The organism is Kitasatospora sp. NPDC001664 (assembly GCF_053596675.1).
In genome coordinates this window covers 34904-49894 of record NZ_JBSFGS010000026.1, presented here as the reverse complement: position 1 = coordinate 49894, position 14991 = coordinate 34904, and the positions used below count along the sequence as shown (strand labels likewise).

Genomic DNA, 14991 nt, shown 5'->3' with positions numbered 1-14991 from the left:
GCCCCGGACGCGGGCTCCTGACCGGCCGTCAGCCCGCTGCCGGGCCCTCCGCGATCCAGCCCATCCCGTACACCAGGTCCTCGAAGTCCGGGAACTCCCGCCCGGCCTGCTCGACCACGATCGCCCCGGGCCGTCGCGGCCCCGGCGCGAACCGCTCCGCCACGGCCGTCAGCCCGGCGTGCGGCCGCCCCGTCCGCCGCCGGCCCGCCGCGTGCCCGGCCGCCTCCCGCGGCCCGAACCCGTCGGCCAGCAGCCAGAGGAAGTCCCCCAGGTCCCGGGCCACCACGGCCGCGTCCCCGTCCGACCCGAGGAACACCACCGGCTGGTCCTCCACCGGCCGCCCCGGCCTGGTCACCCACACCGCCCCGTACCCACCCGCCCCGTCGGCCCCGAAGACCAGGAACTCCGCGTCGCCGCACCCCTCGTTCCCGCTCCACCGCCGGAACCACGCCGCGGCCTCCGCCTCCGGCAGGAACGACGCCAGCGCCTCGAAGTCGACCCCGTCCTCCTCCGCGAACGGAACGGACAGGGCGGCGGCCAGCCCGGCCGGAAACCCCCGGCCCTCGAAGATCGTCATGATCCCGAGGCTAGCCACCGCCTAGGACAGTCGTCCGACCGTCAGATGTCGCGGAAGGTCTCGATGTTGGCGCCGATGGAGTTGAGGCGGGCGGCCAGGTCCTCGTAGCCGCGGTTGATGACGTAGACGTTGCGCAGGACCGAGGTGCCCTCGGCCGCGAGCATCGCGAGCAGGAGGACGACGGCGGGGCGCAGGGCCGGGGGGCAGACGGTCTCGGCGGCGCGCCAGCGGGTCGGGCCCTGGACGAGGACGCGGTGCGGGTCGAGGAGGGTGACGTCGGCGTTGAGGCGGGTCAGGTCGGTGAGGTAGATGGCCCGGTTGTCGTAGACCCAGTCGTTGATGTGGGTGGTGCCGTGGGCGGCGGCCGCGATCACCGCGAAGAAGGGGACGTTGTCGATGTTGATGCCGGGGAAGGGCATCGGGTGGATCTTGTCGACGGGGGCGGTGAGCTTGGACGGACGGACCGTCAGGTCGACCAGCCGGGTGCGGCCGTTGGCGGCGGGGTACTCGGGGGTGCGGTCGTAGTCGAGGCCCATCTGCTCCAGGACGGCGAGCTCGATCTCCAGGAACTCGATCGGCACCCGACGGATGGTCAGCTCGGAGGAGGTGACCACGGCCGCGGCCAGCAGGCTCATCGCCTCGACCGGGTCCTCGGCCGGCGCGTAGTCGACGTCACAGGTGATGTCGGGCTGACCGTGCACCACCAGGGTGGTGGTCCCGATGCCCTCGATCTCCACGCCGAGCTGCTCCAGGAAGAAGCAGAGGTCCTGGACCATGTAGTTGGGGCTGGCGTTGCGGATCACCGTCACGCCGTCGTGCCGGGCGGCGGCCATCAGCGCGTTCTCGGTGACGGTGTCCCCGCGCTCGGTCAGCACGATCGCCCGCCCGGGGGAGACGCCCGGCTCGACCTGGGCGTGGTAGCTGCCGTCGGTCGCGGCGACCTCCAGGCCGAACTGCCGCAGGGCGCCGAGGTGCGGCTGCACGGTGCGGGTGCCGAGGTCGCAGCCGCCGGCGTAGGGGATGCGGAACTGCTCGGCGCGGTGCATCAGCGGGCCGAGCAGCATGAGCACGCTGCGGGTGCGCACCGCGGCGGCCTCGTCCATGGAGTCCAGGGCGAGCTCGGCGGGCGGGGTGAGCTCCAGGTCGCGGCCGTCGTTGACCCAGCGGGCCTTGACGCCGATGGAGGAGAGCACCTCGAGGATGCGGTAGACCTCCTCGATCCGGGCGACCTGGCGCAGCGTGGTGCGGCCGGTGGTGAGCAGCGAGGCGCAGAGCAGGGCGACGCTGGCGTTCTTGCTGCTGCGGACGTCGATGGCGCCGCTCAACTGCCGTCCGCCGTCGACCCGCAGGTGCATCGGGCCGGCGTAGCCGAGCGAGACGATCTCGCTGTCCAGCGCCTCGCCGATCCGCGCGACCATCTCCAGCGTCAGGTTCTGCTGGCCCTTCTCCATCCGGTTGACCGCACTCTGGCTGGTGCCGAGCGCCTCCGCGAGCTGGCCCTGGGTCTTGCCCTTGTGCTCGCGGGCGGTGCGGATGAGACCGCCGATGCGCTTGAGATAGTCGTCGCTCATTCGCCAGACGATATCTCATATGTGAGATGAGGAAAGCTGTGGAGTCCCTCGGAGCTCCCTGGGAGCCGGCCGGGTGAAATACGGATGCCGAGGCCTGACGGTGCGTCGTACGGTGACGGGATGGGCAACGACGGACCTGGCGACCAGGTCGAGATCCGCTACATCACCGAGGACGAGCTCCCTGCCTGGGAGCGCGCGCTGGCCCGGGGCTTCCTGCGGCCGCACATCGGGGAGGGCGGGGAGTTCCGCCGTCTCCAGTTCGAGCCGAACCGCTTCCAGGGCGCGTTCGACCCCTTCGACCCGGCCCGCTGCGTGGCCACCTTCCGCAGCTTCGACACCGAGCTGACCGTCCCGGGCGGCGGCACCGTCGTGGCCGACGCGGTCTCCGCCGTGACGGTCAGTTCCACGCACATCAGGCGCGGTCTGCTCAGCCGGATGATGGCCGTCGACCTGGCCGACGCCAAGGCCCGGGGCAGCGCGGTCGCCATCCTGCTGGCGGCCGAGTACACCATCTACGGCCGCTTCGGCTTCGGCCCCTCCTCCCGGGTCGAGGCGCTGAAGATCGACGCCGTCGGCAGCGGCGGCCTGCGGGGGGACCTGCCGCCGGCACCCGGCCGGGTGGACTTCGCCTCGATGGAGGAACTCCGCAAGATCGGGCCGGAGTTCTACGACCGGTGGCGGCTCACCCAGCCCGGGGCGATCGAGCGCAAGTCGTACCGGTGGAAGATGTACACCGGTGAGCTGACCGCGCCCGGCTTCGACTGGAAGGAGCCGTTCGCCGCCGTCTACCGGGATGCGGACGGCGCCGTCGCGGGCATCGCCACCTACCGGGTGGACGACGTCTGGGAGAACGGCCTGCCCAACTGCACCCTCACCGTCGACGACTTCCTCGCGATCGACACCACCGCGGCCCTGGCCCTCTGGCGCCTGGTCTTCGCGGTGGACTGGGTCCGCACCGTCGTGGTCGAGAACCTCGGCGCCGACGACCCGCTGCCGCTCTGGCTCAAGGACCCGCGGCACGCCCGGCCGGGTGAGGAGTTCGGCGACGCCACCTGGCTCCGGCTGCTGGACGTCCCGGCCGCCTTCGCCGCCCGCACCTACGCCGCCCCCGGCCGCCTGGTGCTGGAGGTCACCGACCGGCACGGGTACGCCGAGGGCCGCTGGGCGCTGACCGTGGCCGCGGACGGCACCGGCCGGGTCGAGCCGACCGACGAGCCGGCCGAACTCGCGCTCGACGCGGCCGAGTTGGGCGCCCTCTACCTGGGCTCCGAGTCCGCCTCCCGGCGAGCCCTGGCCGGCCTGGTCACCGAACTGCGCCCCGGCGCGGCGGCCACCGCCGACCTGCTGCTGCGCACCCCGCTCCGGGCGTGGAACCCGGAGCCGTTCTGACGGGTCGTCACCAGGCGGGCGTGGTTCAGGACTTCTGGGTCCGGCCGATGGTCGGCAGGATGAAGTCCTGGATCAGGCCCTTGGCGTCCCGGACGATCGGGCGGAACACCCGGTACCGGGAGAGCGTCAGCAGCTTGGCCGCGAACGGGGTCGAGCGGCGGACGAACTCCCGGGTCCGCTCGGTGTCCTCGGTGCGGTCGAAGACCCAGTACAGCACCACGACCATCAGGTGCAGCCAGAGCAGGTCCGGCAGCAGCTCGGCCAGTTCGGCGTCCAGCTTGCTGTTCAGCTCCGAGCCGTCGAGCACGTCCCGGAACAGCTGCACCGCGGTGGCCCGGGCCGGGTGCGACTCGTTGGAGAACGGGCTCAGCGAGCTGTTCGGATCGGCGGCGGTCCGGAAGAACTGCGAGGCGAACTCGTGGTACGGCGCCGCCGTGTCCAGCCAGGACTCCAGGGCGATCTGGAGCCGGTCCGCGAACTCCTTGTGCCCCTCCATCCGGGCCTTGGCGTCGGCGGCGTGGTCGTAGGTCATCAGGTCGTAGAAGCCCTGGATCAGGAACTCCTTCGACTCGAAGTAGTAGTAGGCGTTCCCGACCGAGACCCCGGCCTCCGAGGCGATCGCCCGCATGGTGGTCTTGTCGTAGCCGCGCTCCTTGAACAGCCGCATCGCGGTGTCCAGGATCAGCGCCCGGGTCTGTTCGCTCTTCCCGGTCTTGGGGAGGGCGCGACCGCCCGGAAGCTCGGGGGCCTGCTCGGCGGGGCTGTTGTCGCTCTCGTGCTGGTTCGGCTGCTCCACGCTGGTTGAGCCTACCCGGACGGGGTGGCCGACACCGGACATGAGCCGTCGTCACAGACCGGACCGCTCGGCGGCCAGCCCTCCGCCCTGGGTACGGGCCCTGGCGCGCGTGCGGGCACGGGTGGGGCCCCGGCCGGGACGCCGGCCCCGGTCGCCCGGCGGTACGCGCTGACGGCGAACACCGCGGCCCGTGCCAGCGGCAGCCCCGCCGGCGTGGAGAGCGAGACGGCCAGCGGCCGGTGCTCGGTGAGCGCCCAGAGCGCGGTGACGAAGGCCGGGGCCCCGCGCCAGACCTCCCCGCTGTCGGAGACCACGGTCAGCTCCCCGAGCGAGGCGTCGTGGTCCAGCGTCGGGAACTTCTGCCGGGCGACGTACGAGCCGACCGGCACCAGCTCCAGCGGCACCAGCTTGGGCTGGCCGCGCAGCCAGGCCGCGAGGTGGCGGCAGAGCGAGCAGTCGGGATCGTGCAGCACGGTGAGCCAGCGGACCGGTGCCGCGGCGGCCGTGGCCTTGGTCGTCGTCATGGTGGTCATGCCCCCCCGTCGCCGGTCAGGCCGGGTACGGGGCGACGAAGCCCTGCGGGGCGACCGGCGGGCGCTGCTGCTGCTCCAGCGAACCCCGGCGGCGGATCCGGTTGAGCACGTACACGTTGCCCAGGTGCATCACGCCCAGCAGCAGGAGCACGGTGCCGAGCTTGTAGGAGAGCGCCTCGAAGACCCCGGCGGCGCTCTCGACCCGGCGGTCGTTGCGCATCCAGAGGGCGACGAAGCCGAGGTTGATCAGGTAGAAGCCGACCACCAGGAGGTGGTTGACGGCGTCCGCGAGCCGTTCGTCGCCGGCGAAGACGTCGGAGAGGAAGAGGCGGCCGTTGCGGCTGAGGGTGCGGGCGACCCAGAAGGTCACACCGGCGGCGACGGGCAGGTAGACGGCGTAGCTGATGACCGTGAGGTCCATGGGACCACTCCTTTTCGAACGTGTTCAAAAGCTCTGGGCATGACTGTAGAGCGATTCTTGAACATGTTCAAGATGGGGTGGCGGTGGGCTGTGGCAGGCTCTCGGCATGGACCAGTCGCTCATCCGCCCCGGCACCCCCGCCGACGCCCCCGCGGTCGCCGCCCTGCACAGCGCGAGCTGGCGCACCGCCTACGCCGGCATCGTCCCGGCCGAGGCCCTCGGCGACGGCCTGACGGAGGAACGGCGCGAACTCTGGGACCTGCGCCTGACCGCCGACTACGGCGAACCGGCCAACACCCCGCACCTGCTGGTCGCCGAGCGCGGGGGAGAGCTCGTCGGCTTCGCCTACCTGGTGCCCCAGCCGGACGGCCGCGTCCTGCTCGACAACCTCCACGTCCGCCCCGGACTCACGGGGGGCGGCATCGGCGCCCGCCTCCTCGACGCCTGCCGCGACCACTGCCGCGACGTCACCCTCTACCTGGAGGTCCTCCAGGGCAACGCCCGCGCCGTCGCCTTCTACGAACGCGAGGGGGCCACCCGCACCGACACCCGCACCGGCTGGTTCCCCGGCGGCCACCCGCTCCCGGAGTACGAGTACACCTTCCTCGACGGCTAGGTCCGGGGGCTGGCGGCGGCTTGTCGGGGCGCGCCGGGGGCGCGAGGCTCCGCTGACCTGCGGCTCCGCCGCGTGGGCGCGAGTCGAGAGGTGGCCCAGCGCTGGCGGGAGTGGCTACGCCTCTGGGGGCGCGAGGAACTGCGCGAATTCGGAAGGCGGTCTGGTGTGAGATCGGGGCACGTCAGCCAGTTGCACGTGCTGCCGTTCCCCCGCGCGCAGGTCCCCGCGCCCCCGAAGGCATGACCAGTCCCCGGTACCCCGCAGTCGTCACGGCGAGAGCCAGCAGCGCCGCCCCGGCCGTGATCAGGTAGCCCGTCCCGGGGGCCGCGTGCTGCGCGAGGGCCCCGCCGCCCGCCGCCCCGGCGGAGATCCCGACCAGGATCCCGGCCACCGCGACGCCCATGCCCTCGTTCAACTGGCCCGCCGGCAGGACCTCCTGGACCAGCGTCATCCCCGTCACCATCGTCGGCGCCACCGCCACCCCGACCACGAAGAGCGCCGGCCCGAGCAGCGCCACCCCGCCCCCGGCCTGACCGACCGCCAGTGGGAGGAGCGTCAGCCCGGCCAGCACCCCCAACCCCGCCAGTAGCCGTCCGGCCGCCCCGATCCGGGTCCGCAGCACCCCGAAGGCCAACCCCGACAGCCCGGACCCCGCCGCCACCAGCCCCAGCAGCCACCCCGCCGAGGCCCGCTGGCCGAGCGCGTCTGCGTACGCGACGGTGGCGACCTCCATCGAGCCGAAGAGCAGTCCGGTCGCCGCGAACACCGCGACCAGCAGCCACAGCCGCCCCACCCGCAGCACCCCGCCCGCCTGACCCTCCGTCACCGTCGACGAGGGCCGTACCGGAGGCTCCGTCCGCCGCTGCGCCGCGAACAGCAGCACCCCGCCCCCGCCCAGCACCGACCCCACCAGCAGCCCAGCCTCCGGGAAGAGGCCGGTGCACAGCGCGGTGCCGAGCACCGGTCCGGCCATGAAGCAGACCTCGTCGAGCGCCTGCTCCAGCGCGTTCGCGGTGTGCCGCGCCTCGGGGTCGTCGGCGTACAGGTGCGCCCAGCGCGCCCGGGCCATGCCGCCGAGGTTGGGCAGCACCGAGGCCAGGGGGTAGCAGACGAACAGCGTCCAGGCCGGCGCGCCGTACCGGGCGCAGAGCAGCAGCCCGGCCATCGGCCCGACGCCGGCCAGTACGCACGGCACCGAGACCCGCGCCTGCCCGTACCGGTCGACCAGCCGCCCGAGCAGCGGCATTCCGACCGCCACCGCGACCACCCCGGCGGCGGAGACCGCCCCGGCCAGCGCGTACGAGTCCCGCCGGGCGGCCACCATCAGCACGGCGGAGACCCCGGTCATCGAGAAGGAGAGCCGCGCCAGCAGCCCGCTCAGCGTGAAGGCGAGCGCGCCGGGCGCGGCGAACAGACGGCGGTACGAGGCGAACACGGAGCTCCTGAGCGGACGTCAGCGGAGGGGGTGGTGACACCCACCCTGACGACCGTCCCGCCACCCGGTCCAACACCTGTTCGGCGCCATTGACACAGCCGTGTTGTCAGTGCTGTTGCGGCTGGGATCGATGCCAGCTTCCCGGAGCTGAGTGAACGATGCAGGTGTCCCACGAGAATCGGCGTAGTTTGGCGCCGGCCACGTGCTGGGCGGTCTCCTGGTACTGACCGTTGAGATGGCGGCCGATGACGATCGCTGCCACCACTACAGCCCCTGAAGCCTTCAGGGCAGCCGCAGCCGACTGCACATGGTTACCGGTTGTCCAAGTGTCATCGATCAGAAGAACCGCGCGTCCTCGGACATCAGAAGCCGTGAAGCGGTCCGGCGACGCGGCCCTGCCGAGGCTCGCAGCGACCGATGTTGGGGCAAGAACCTCTTGGAACCGGGTGTTTGTCGCACCGACCAGCTGGCCAACGATACGGCTGAGTGGGTGCTGAGCCCGGCCGCTGGTGCTTGGGACTACCGAGACCAGATCGAACGGAGTACCGCATCTTCTGGACAGGCAGGCTTCATGAAAGACGAGATAGCGCCAGAGGACAGCTGCCAGGCCTGTTTCGAACTGCTGTTGCTGGAAGCCCTGGGTGTTCTTGTAGCGCCAGAGCTCATTGGCGAACTGTTCACCCTTGAGCGCCAAGCTGATGGGGGCCACGAGATCCGCAGTCCTACCACCGAGCACCAGGCGTGCTTGGTGGCATGCCCAACAGGTGGGGTAGGTGGCCTTTGCCGGACCGTGGCAAACTCGGCACACTCCAGGGCCTGGAGGAAGTGGGTGGATCAGAAGGTTGGCGTACCTGGCCGACAGATCGGCTACGGAGGCCACGTGATACCGACTATGCCCAGGTAAGGGTGCCGGTGCTGGGCACCAGGGAGTCGAGCTCCTTGAAGATCTCGTCCGGCCCTTCGACCACCGTAGTGTTTGGACGTAGTGAATACTCGAGAGCCCAGTCGTGGGCGAGCAGGTACTTCATCAGAAAGACGCGGCGCCCGTGCTCGAGTGCCAAACGCGCCTGCATCCGGGCGCCACTGCGGAAGGCCGCTTCAACTACGACTGTTGCGAGGCTGTAACCGCTCATCACCGCGTTACGCATGGGGAAGGTGGTCTTGGATGGTGCGGCGTCCGGCCAGAACTGGGAGAGCAGAAGCCCCGTCCCGCCAATCTCCTCCTGTAGACCGGCATTTGAGGCGGGATAGGACCGGAGCAGCCCAGTCCCCAGAACGGCGACCGTATGCCCACCAGCAGCGAGAGCGCCTTGATGGGCGGCGGTGTCGATACCGGCGGCCAATCCGCTGACCACCGTCACTCCTCGTTCTGCCAAGCCATGTGCGATTTGATACGCATGGTCGGCACCCTGGGGGGTCGGATTGCGGGTCCCGACCACCGCCACTCGCAGATCGTCATCGAGTGACGTGCCTCGCATGAACACGAACGGGGGGCGCTGATGAACGAGTCGCAGATACAGCGGGTAGTCATTGTCCAGGATGGTCACGAGACGGATGCCCCGTGCTTCCCAAGCCGTGATCTCTTCTAGAACGGAGTCGAGATCCGCCGCGGGGGACAAGCTGAACAGCTCGCCTTGGCCGTGAAGATCCGCTCCGGAGGTCAGTAGCTCCAGGGCGCTTCCGGTAGCTTCCAGCTGATCTGTGAGCTGAGGCCATGGGCGGTCACCACGCCGCAGCAGGGCGACGAGTGCTGCCTGCTCAAGCCTCGGATCCACGAGGTCAGTATAGGCAGTGAGATGTGGCTGGGAAACGGCTTGCGGGGTCGCTGGGGGGCGATGGCCGGGTGGAGCTAGGGTGCCCGGATGCCCCGTGATCTCCATCCCCGGCTGCTGCGCGGCTTCGTGGCCACCGCCGACACCCTGCACTTCGGCCGGGCGGCCGAGCGGCTGCACGTGGCACAGCAGGCGCTCAGCCGGGACGTCCGCGCGCTGGAGGAGACGCTCGGGCGGCGGCTCTTCGACCGGACCACCCGGAGCGTGCGGCTCACCCCGGAGGGGGAGCGGCTGCTGCCGAAGGTGCGTGAACTCCTGCTCCTGCACGACGAGTTGCTGGCAGGTCCGGACATCCGGCGGCCGCTGCTGGTGGACCTCAACAACGATGTCGGCGGGGACGACCTGACCACCGTCCGGGTGCTGACGGAGGCCCGGGAGGCCTGCCCCGGGCAGGAGCTGCTGGCCCGCTTCCACGGTGGACTGGCCGCCGCGGCGGGGGAGTTGCTGGCGTACCGGCTGGACGCCTCGTTCGGGCGCTTCGCCGGGCTGCCGCCCGGAGTCCGGGCCGGTCTGGCCCAACTGCCGGTGCGCTTCGAGGAGATGGCGGTGATGCTGCCGCTCTCGCATCCCTTGGCGGAGCTGGAGCGGGTGCCGCTGGCGGCGCTGGCCGGGCATCCGGTGGACGTCTGCGCGGGCAATCCCACCACCACCGAGTGGACCGACCTGGGGCGCCGGCTGCTCGACGCCTTCGGCCTGGTGGCCGCCGCTCCGCACGCACCGCCGGTCGGGGTGGACGAGGTGGGGCACTACCTGACGCGGCACGGGGAGGCCATGCTCACCACGACGGGCGGCCCCGGGATACCCGGGGCCGTGACCCTGCCGTTGGTCGAGCCGGTACCGCTCGCCCTGGTCAGCCTGGTGCACCGGCCGGGGGAGCGCCATCCGGGCCTGCGGGCCCTGCGCGAGGCGGCCGGACGGCTCGCCTCCCGTGAGGGCTGGCTGCGCCGTCCGGCGGGCAGTTGGCTGCCCGCCGAGGACGCCGCACTGCTCGGGGAGCCGGCCGCGGTCAGGCCTGCTTGACGGCGGAGATGTCGAAGCTGAGCTTGACCTTCTCGCCGATCAGCACACCGCCGGTCTCCAGCGCGGCGTTGTAGCTCAGGCCCCAGGCGGTGCGGTCCACCGTGGTCGAGCCCTCGAAGCCGACCCGCTGGGCGCCGTACACGTCGGTGGCGCTGCCGGTGTACTCCAGGTCGAGCACGACCGGGCGGGTGGTGTCCTTGATGGTCAGCTCGCCGGTCATCCGGTACGAGTCGCCGTCGAGGCGCTCGGCGGAGGTGGAGCGGAAGGTGATCTCCGGGAAGCTCTCGGCGGCGAAGAAGTCGCCGGTGCGCAGGTGCTCGTCGCGCTGGCCGTTGCCGGTGTCGATGCTGGCGACCTTGATGGTCAGGGCGGCGGTGGAGTTCTCCGGGGTGGTGCCGTCGAGCTTGAGCAGGCCCTCGTGCTCGGTGAACTGGCCGCGGACGTTGGTGACCATGGCGTGGCGGACGGCGAAGCCGATCTGGCTGTGCGAGGCGTCGATCGCGTAGTCGCCGGTGAGGTGGGCGAGGTCCGGACCGGCCGGGCGCTCGGCGACGGCGGTGGTGGTGGTCGCGGCGGTCTTGTTGCGGTTGAAGATGCCCATGGCTGCTGCTCCTCGGGGTGCGAAGCCAGTTGTTGAGGCTTCAACTTTGTTGATGGCTCCACCGTAGACCCATTTCGTTCAAAGTTCAACCACAAGCCGGTGGGTCGGCTTGGAACACCCCATCCGGCCCCGCTTCCGCCCGTCCTCGGGCCGGCCGCCGAAGGCGGTCAGGGGCGCGAGGAACTGCGCGAATCGGAAGGCACCGCCCCGTGCGCCGGGTGCGGACAGGCACTTGCACGTGAAGGCCCGTACCCGGCACACGGGCCGTCCCTGCCGCCGCGCGCAGTTCCCCGCGCCCCCGGGTTGGCCACCACCATTCGCGCCGCCCGCTTCCGGGTCGCCTTCGGGTCGCCGAAGGCGGCCGGGGGCGCGAGGAACTGCGCGAATCGGAAGGCATCGCCCTTGTGTCGGGTGCGGACGGCCACTTGCACGTGAAGCCCCGTACCCGGCACGCGGGCCATCCCTCCCGCTGCGCGCAGTTGCCCCCGCCACCGTCTCCCTTGTGCTCCGCTCCGGCCTGCCCCGGCGGGAGTGTCCGGCGGTCCCTCTAGGGTGGGAGGTCGAGGAGAACGTCCGTGGCCAGGAGGGGTGTGCGCCGATGTACGCGCTGCACGCGTTCTGGCGGGCCGACGGGCAGCTCGCGCTCTGGGCGGAGGATGCCCGGGCCTTCGCCGCCCCCCGTACGCCGCCCACCCGCCGGGGCCCCTCCGCCGCGCACCCCTACGCCTGCCCCGCCGCCGAGGTGGCCCGACTGCTGGCGGCGCTCGGGCCCGGGGCGGGCTGGCTGGCCGGGCAGGCGCCCGAGCGGTGGGGCACGCTGCGGCTGCCCGGCCTCGGCGGGGCGCCCACGCCCTCTCCGCAGCTGCCCGTCGGCGCCATCGGCCAAGGGGTCACGCTCGCTGACTGGCGGGTGCCTGTCCTGCTCTTCCCGTCGACCGCCGCCGCCCAACTCCTCGGCGAGCTCTACGACCCCCACGGGGGCGCAGCCACCCTCCAACTCCCGGACTCCGAAGGCCCGGTGGAGCTCGCCTACGGTGCTTCGCTCCGCTGGCTGACCGCTGTCCACGACCTCGCCTGGCGGCTGGCCGGACGGGGTCGCGTCCTTCCCGTCCTGCGGGAACGGGACGGCCGCCCGTACGCCCACTGGCAGCCCGCACCCGACCGGACCGCCCGGGCCGAGGCGGAGGGACTGGCCCGTGGCTGCCCGCCGATCGCCCTCGCCGAGGTCCCGGCCGTGGCCCCCGAAGCCCAGTCCTTCACCCCGGCGGCGGCGGACGCGCTGGTCGCCGTACTGCTCGACGCGCTGACGGACCGCGAGGTGCGGGTGGCCCTGGAGGGTGCGCCCGCCCCGGCCGGCGAGGGCGCGGTCGCCGACTGGCTGGCCGCCCTCCACGCCCCCGACGGCACCTTCGCCGCACCCGCACCCGCACCCACACCCACTCCCGCGTCCCCGTCCGCACCCGCCGGGACCGGATCGCCGACCTCGGTCGAGCCCACGCCGTCACCCACCCCCGGTCTGCCGGCCGCACCCGACCACGCCCCCCTCGGCAGCGAACTGGCCGACCTGCAGGACAAGTTGACGCGCTGGTACGCGGGCGACCCCGCCCCCGGCCGTACGCTCCGCCTCTGCTTCCGGCTCTCCGAGCCGCTCGGCCCCGGCGACGGTGACCCCGAGGGCCGCCCCGACGAGGACGACTGGCGGCTCGACTTCCTGCTCCAGGCGATCGACCGGCCCTCTCTCCTCCTCCCCGCCGCCGAGCTCTGGGCGGACGGCCCGGCAGCCGCTGCGCTCGTCCGCCAAGTCCCGGACGTACAGGAGCAGTTCGCCATCGAGCTGCACCGTGCCGCGCTGCGCCGCCCCGAGCTGCGCCCCGCCCTGGCCGGCTCGCGTCCGACCGCGCTGCGGCTCGGCCGCGAGGAGGCCCTCGGGTTCCTCCGGGACGCAGCTCCCGCCCTGGCGGAGTCCGGGTTCGGCGTCCTGCTCCCCACCTGGTGGCAGCGCCGTCCACGCCTCGGGCTCGCCCTCACCGCCGCCCGGGTCACCCCGCCCGGCTCGGTGAAGCGCGAGGCGCAGGTGGACCGGGACTCCCTGGTGGACTTCCGCTGGCAGCTGGCCCTCGGTGGAATCACCCTCACCGAACAGGAGTTGGCCGACCTCGGGGTGGCCCAGCAGGGCCTGGTGCGGCTGCGCGGCCGCTGGGTGGAGGTGGACGCCGGGCAGATCGCCTCCGCGCTGCGCTTCCTGGAGCGGCACGGCAGCGGCACCATCGACACCGCCGACCTGCTCCGCCTGGCCCTCGACCCGTCCGCCACCGCCGGCGGGCTGCCGGTCACCGCCGTCACGGCCACCGGCCCGCTCGGTGAGCTGCTCGCCGGCCGCGCCGTGGACACCACCGCCCCGCCGCTGCCGCCCGAGTTCGGCGCGACCCTCCGGCCGTACCAGGAACGGGGGTTGGCCTGGCTGCACGCCCTGTCCCGGCTCGGCCTGGGCGGGGTGCTGGCCGACGACATGGGCCTCGGCAAGACCGTGCAGACCCTCGCCCTGCTGGCGGCCGAGCACCACGCCGGGGCCACCGGCCCGCCCGGCCCGCCCGGCCCGACCCTGCTGGTCTGTCCGATGTCCTTGGTCGGCAACTGGCAGCGCGAGGCGGCCCGGTTCGCGCCGATGCTGCGGGTGCACGTCCACCACGGCGCCGAGCGCGCCTCCGCGCTGCCCGCGGCCGACCTGGTGATCACCACCTACGGCGTGCTCCAGCGCGACGCCGGCCTGCTGCGGAGGGTCCGTTGGCGCCGGGTGGTCGCCGACGAGGCGCAGCACGTCAAGAACGCCGCCACCGCCCAGTCCAGGGCGCTCCGTTCGATCCCCGCCACCGTGCACCGGATCGCCCTCACCGGCACGCCGGTGGAGAACCGGCTGTCCGAGCTGCACACCGTGCTGGACTTCGCCAACCCCGGCCTCTTCGGCAGCGCCGAGGTCTTCCGTGAGCGCTTCGGCCTGCCGGTCGAGCAGCACGGCAGCGTCGCGGCGGGAGAGCGGCTGCGGCGGCTGACCGGGCCGTTCGTGCTGCGCCGCCGCAAGACGGACCCGGCGGTGGCTGCGGAGCTGCCGGCCAAGCAGGAGATCACCGTCCGCTGTCACCTGACGGCCGAACAGGCCGGGCTGTACCAGGCCGTGGTGGCCGAGCTGCTCCACCGCCTCCAGGGCATCCGGGGCGTGGAGCGCAAGGGTGCCGTGCTGGCGGCGATCGGGCGGCTCAAGCAGGTCTGCAACCACCCCTCCCAACTCCTGCACGACCGTTCGCCGTTGGGGGACCGCTCGGGCAAGGTGGCCCGGCTGGAGGAACTGCTCACCGAGGCGCTGGCGGAGGGTGACCGGGCGCTGGTCTTCACCCAGTACGCCGAGTTCGGGCGGCGGCTCCAGCCGCACCTGGCCCAGCGGCTCGGCACCGAGGTGCTCTACCTGCACGGTGGTGTGCCCCGCCACCGCCGCGAGGAGATGGTGGCCCGCTTCCAGGCCCAGGAGTCGGACGGACCCCGGGTCTTCCTGCTCTCGCTCCGCGCGGGTGGCACCGGGCTCAACCTCACCGCCGCCAACCAGGTGATCCATCTGGACCGTTGGTGGAACCCGGCGGTCGAGGACCAGGCCACCGACCGAGTCCACCGGATCGGTCAGCACCGGGCCGTCCAGGTCCGCCGACTGGTCTGCGTCGGCACCGTCGAGGAGCGGATCGGCGAACTCATCGAGGCGAAGCGCTCGTTGGCCGACCAGGCGGTCGCCGCCGAGGAGCGCTGGCTCACCGAGCTCGACCCGGCCGCCCTGCGCGAACTGGTCACCCTCGCCACAGAGGCCTTGGAGGAGGAGACATGACGGACGCTCAGCAGGTGCCCGAGCACTTCTGGGACGGCTCCTTCACCCTCGCCGCGGGCCCCGTCGCCGATCCCGTCGCCGCGCCCGCGCCCGCGCCCGCGGCCGCCGACCCCGAGGACGGCGGGACGGCGCTCGACGCCCTCGGCCCGTCCGGCATCCGCCTCGGCGGCCGCGACCTCGCGGCCGTGCTGGCCGCCGACTACCGCCGGATGACCGGCGCGGAGCCCGGCGTCCGATAGAGTGCAACTCCCCCGTGGTCATGGTCCACGGGCCTGCTGAGGAGGTGAGACCCATTACCGCTGTGAAGGTCCGGGTGCTCTCCTCCGTCTCCC

At 72.6% G+C, this 14991-nt stretch carries 14 protein-coding genes; 5 read left to right on the top strand and 9 right to left on the bottom strand.

Annotated elements, in window-relative coordinates:
* Positions 1–28 precede the first annotated feature (28 nt).
* Both ACWCYY_RS30685 and ACWCYY_RS30680 read right to left on the bottom strand, forming a co-directional pair.
* Positions 29–577: an SMI1/KNR4 family protein gene (locus tag ACWCYY_RS30685; RefSeq protein ID WP_345290968.1), complete on the bottom strand. Its 549-nt coding sequence runs from the start codon at positions 575–577 to the stop codon at positions 29–31.
* Between the two features lie 41 nt (positions 578–618).
* Entirely contained in the window at positions 619–2148 is a 1530-nt protein-coding gene (locus ACWCYY_RS30680; protein ID WP_345290966.1) for a helix-turn-helix domain-containing protein, read from the bottom strand.
* Between the two features lie 120 nt (positions 2149–2268).
* Here ACWCYY_RS30680 and ACWCYY_RS30675 point away from each other — a divergent pair, with 120 nt between their 5' ends.
* Positions 2269–3537 (top strand): GNAT family N-acetyltransferase, encoded by a 1269-nt coding sequence (locus tag ACWCYY_RS30675; RefSeq protein WP_449797870.1) that lies wholly within the window; start codon positions 2269–2271, stop codon positions 3535–3537.
* A gap of 25 nt (positions 3538–3562) precedes the next feature.
* On the opposite strand, the gene ACWCYY_RS30670 is transcribed toward ACWCYY_RS30675, so the two are convergent.
* From ACWCYY_RS30670 to ACWCYY_RS30660, 3 genes are read right to left on the bottom strand one after another with little or no spacing between them, the layout of a single operon-like run.
* Positions 3563–4333, bottom strand: coding sequence for a TetR/AcrR family transcriptional regulator (locus ACWCYY_RS30670; RefSeq protein ID WP_345290964.1), 771 nt, complete (start codon positions 4331–4333; stop codon positions 3563–3565).
* Between the two features lie 11 nt (positions 4334–4344).
* Entirely contained in the window at positions 4345–4857 is a 513-nt protein-coding gene (locus tag ACWCYY_RS30665; protein WP_449797869.1) for a thiol-disulfide oxidoreductase DCC family protein, read from the bottom strand.
* A gap of 25 nt (positions 4858–4882) precedes the next feature.
* Entirely contained in the window at positions 4883–5287 is a 405-nt protein-coding gene (locus ACWCYY_RS30660) for a hypothetical protein (RefSeq protein WP_345290962.1), read from the bottom strand.
* 106 nt (positions 5288–5393) lie between these two features.
* On the opposite strand from ACWCYY_RS30660, the gene ACWCYY_RS30655 reads away from it, so the two are divergent.
* Complete coding sequence (locus tag ACWCYY_RS30655; RefSeq protein ID WP_449797868.1) at positions 5394–5903, top strand: N-acetyltransferase family protein; 510 nt, start codon at positions 5394–5396, stop codon at positions 5901–5903.
* A gap of 181 nt (positions 5904–6084) precedes the next feature.
* Here ACWCYY_RS30655 and ACWCYY_RS30650 read toward each other — a convergent pair whose 3' ends face one another.
* From ACWCYY_RS30650 to ACWCYY_RS30640, 3 genes are all read right to left on the bottom strand, one after another.
* Positions 6085–7338, bottom strand: coding sequence for an MFS transporter (locus tag ACWCYY_RS30650; RefSeq protein ID WP_449797867.1), 1254 nt, complete (start codon positions 7336–7338; stop codon positions 6085–6087).
* Positions 7339–7444: 106 nt separating this feature from the next.
* The gene (locus ACWCYY_RS30645) at positions 7445–8047 is read right to left on the bottom strand and encodes a hypothetical protein (protein ID WP_449797866.1); all 603 of its coding nucleotides are present in this window, start codon (positions 8045–8047) and stop codon (positions 7445–7447) included.
* Between the two features lie 181 nt (positions 8048–8228).
* Positions 8229–9113 (bottom strand): DNA-processing protein DprA, encoded by an 885-nt coding sequence (locus tag ACWCYY_RS30640; RefSeq protein WP_449797865.1) that lies wholly within the window; start codon positions 9111–9113, stop codon positions 8229–8231.
* Between the two features lie 87 nt (positions 9114–9200).
* Here ACWCYY_RS30640 and ACWCYY_RS30635 point away from each other — a divergent pair, with 87 nt between their 5' ends.
* A complete protein-coding gene (locus ACWCYY_RS30635) occupies positions 9201–10190 on the top strand; it encodes a LysR family transcriptional regulator (RefSeq protein WP_449797864.1) in 990 nt (329 codons plus the stop codon).
* Here ACWCYY_RS30635 and ACWCYY_RS30630 read toward each other — a convergent pair.
* A complete protein-coding gene (locus ACWCYY_RS30630) occupies positions 10177–10791 on the bottom strand; it encodes a YceI family protein (protein ID WP_345290958.1) in 615 nt (204 codons plus the stop codon). The two genes, ACWCYY_RS30635 and ACWCYY_RS30630, sit on opposite strands and share 14 nt — an antisense overlap.
* Before the next feature lie 598 nt (positions 10792–11389).
* Here ACWCYY_RS30630 and ACWCYY_RS30625 point away from each other — a divergent pair.
* Together ACWCYY_RS30625 and ACWCYY_RS30620 are read left to right on the top strand one after the other, a co-directional pair.
* Complete coding sequence (locus ACWCYY_RS30625; RefSeq protein WP_449797863.1) at positions 11390–14659, top strand: SNF2-related protein; 3270 nt, start codon at positions 11390–11392, stop codon at positions 14657–14659.
* Positions 14656–14898 carry a hypothetical protein gene (locus tag ACWCYY_RS30620; protein WP_345290956.1) on the top strand — a complete coding sequence of 81 codons (243 nt, stop codon included), beginning with the start codon at positions 14656–14658 and terminating at the stop codon, positions 14896–14898. The genes ACWCYY_RS30625 and ACWCYY_RS30620 overlap by 4 nt, the downstream gene beginning before the upstream one ends.
* Positions 14899–14991 lie beyond the last annotated feature (93 nt).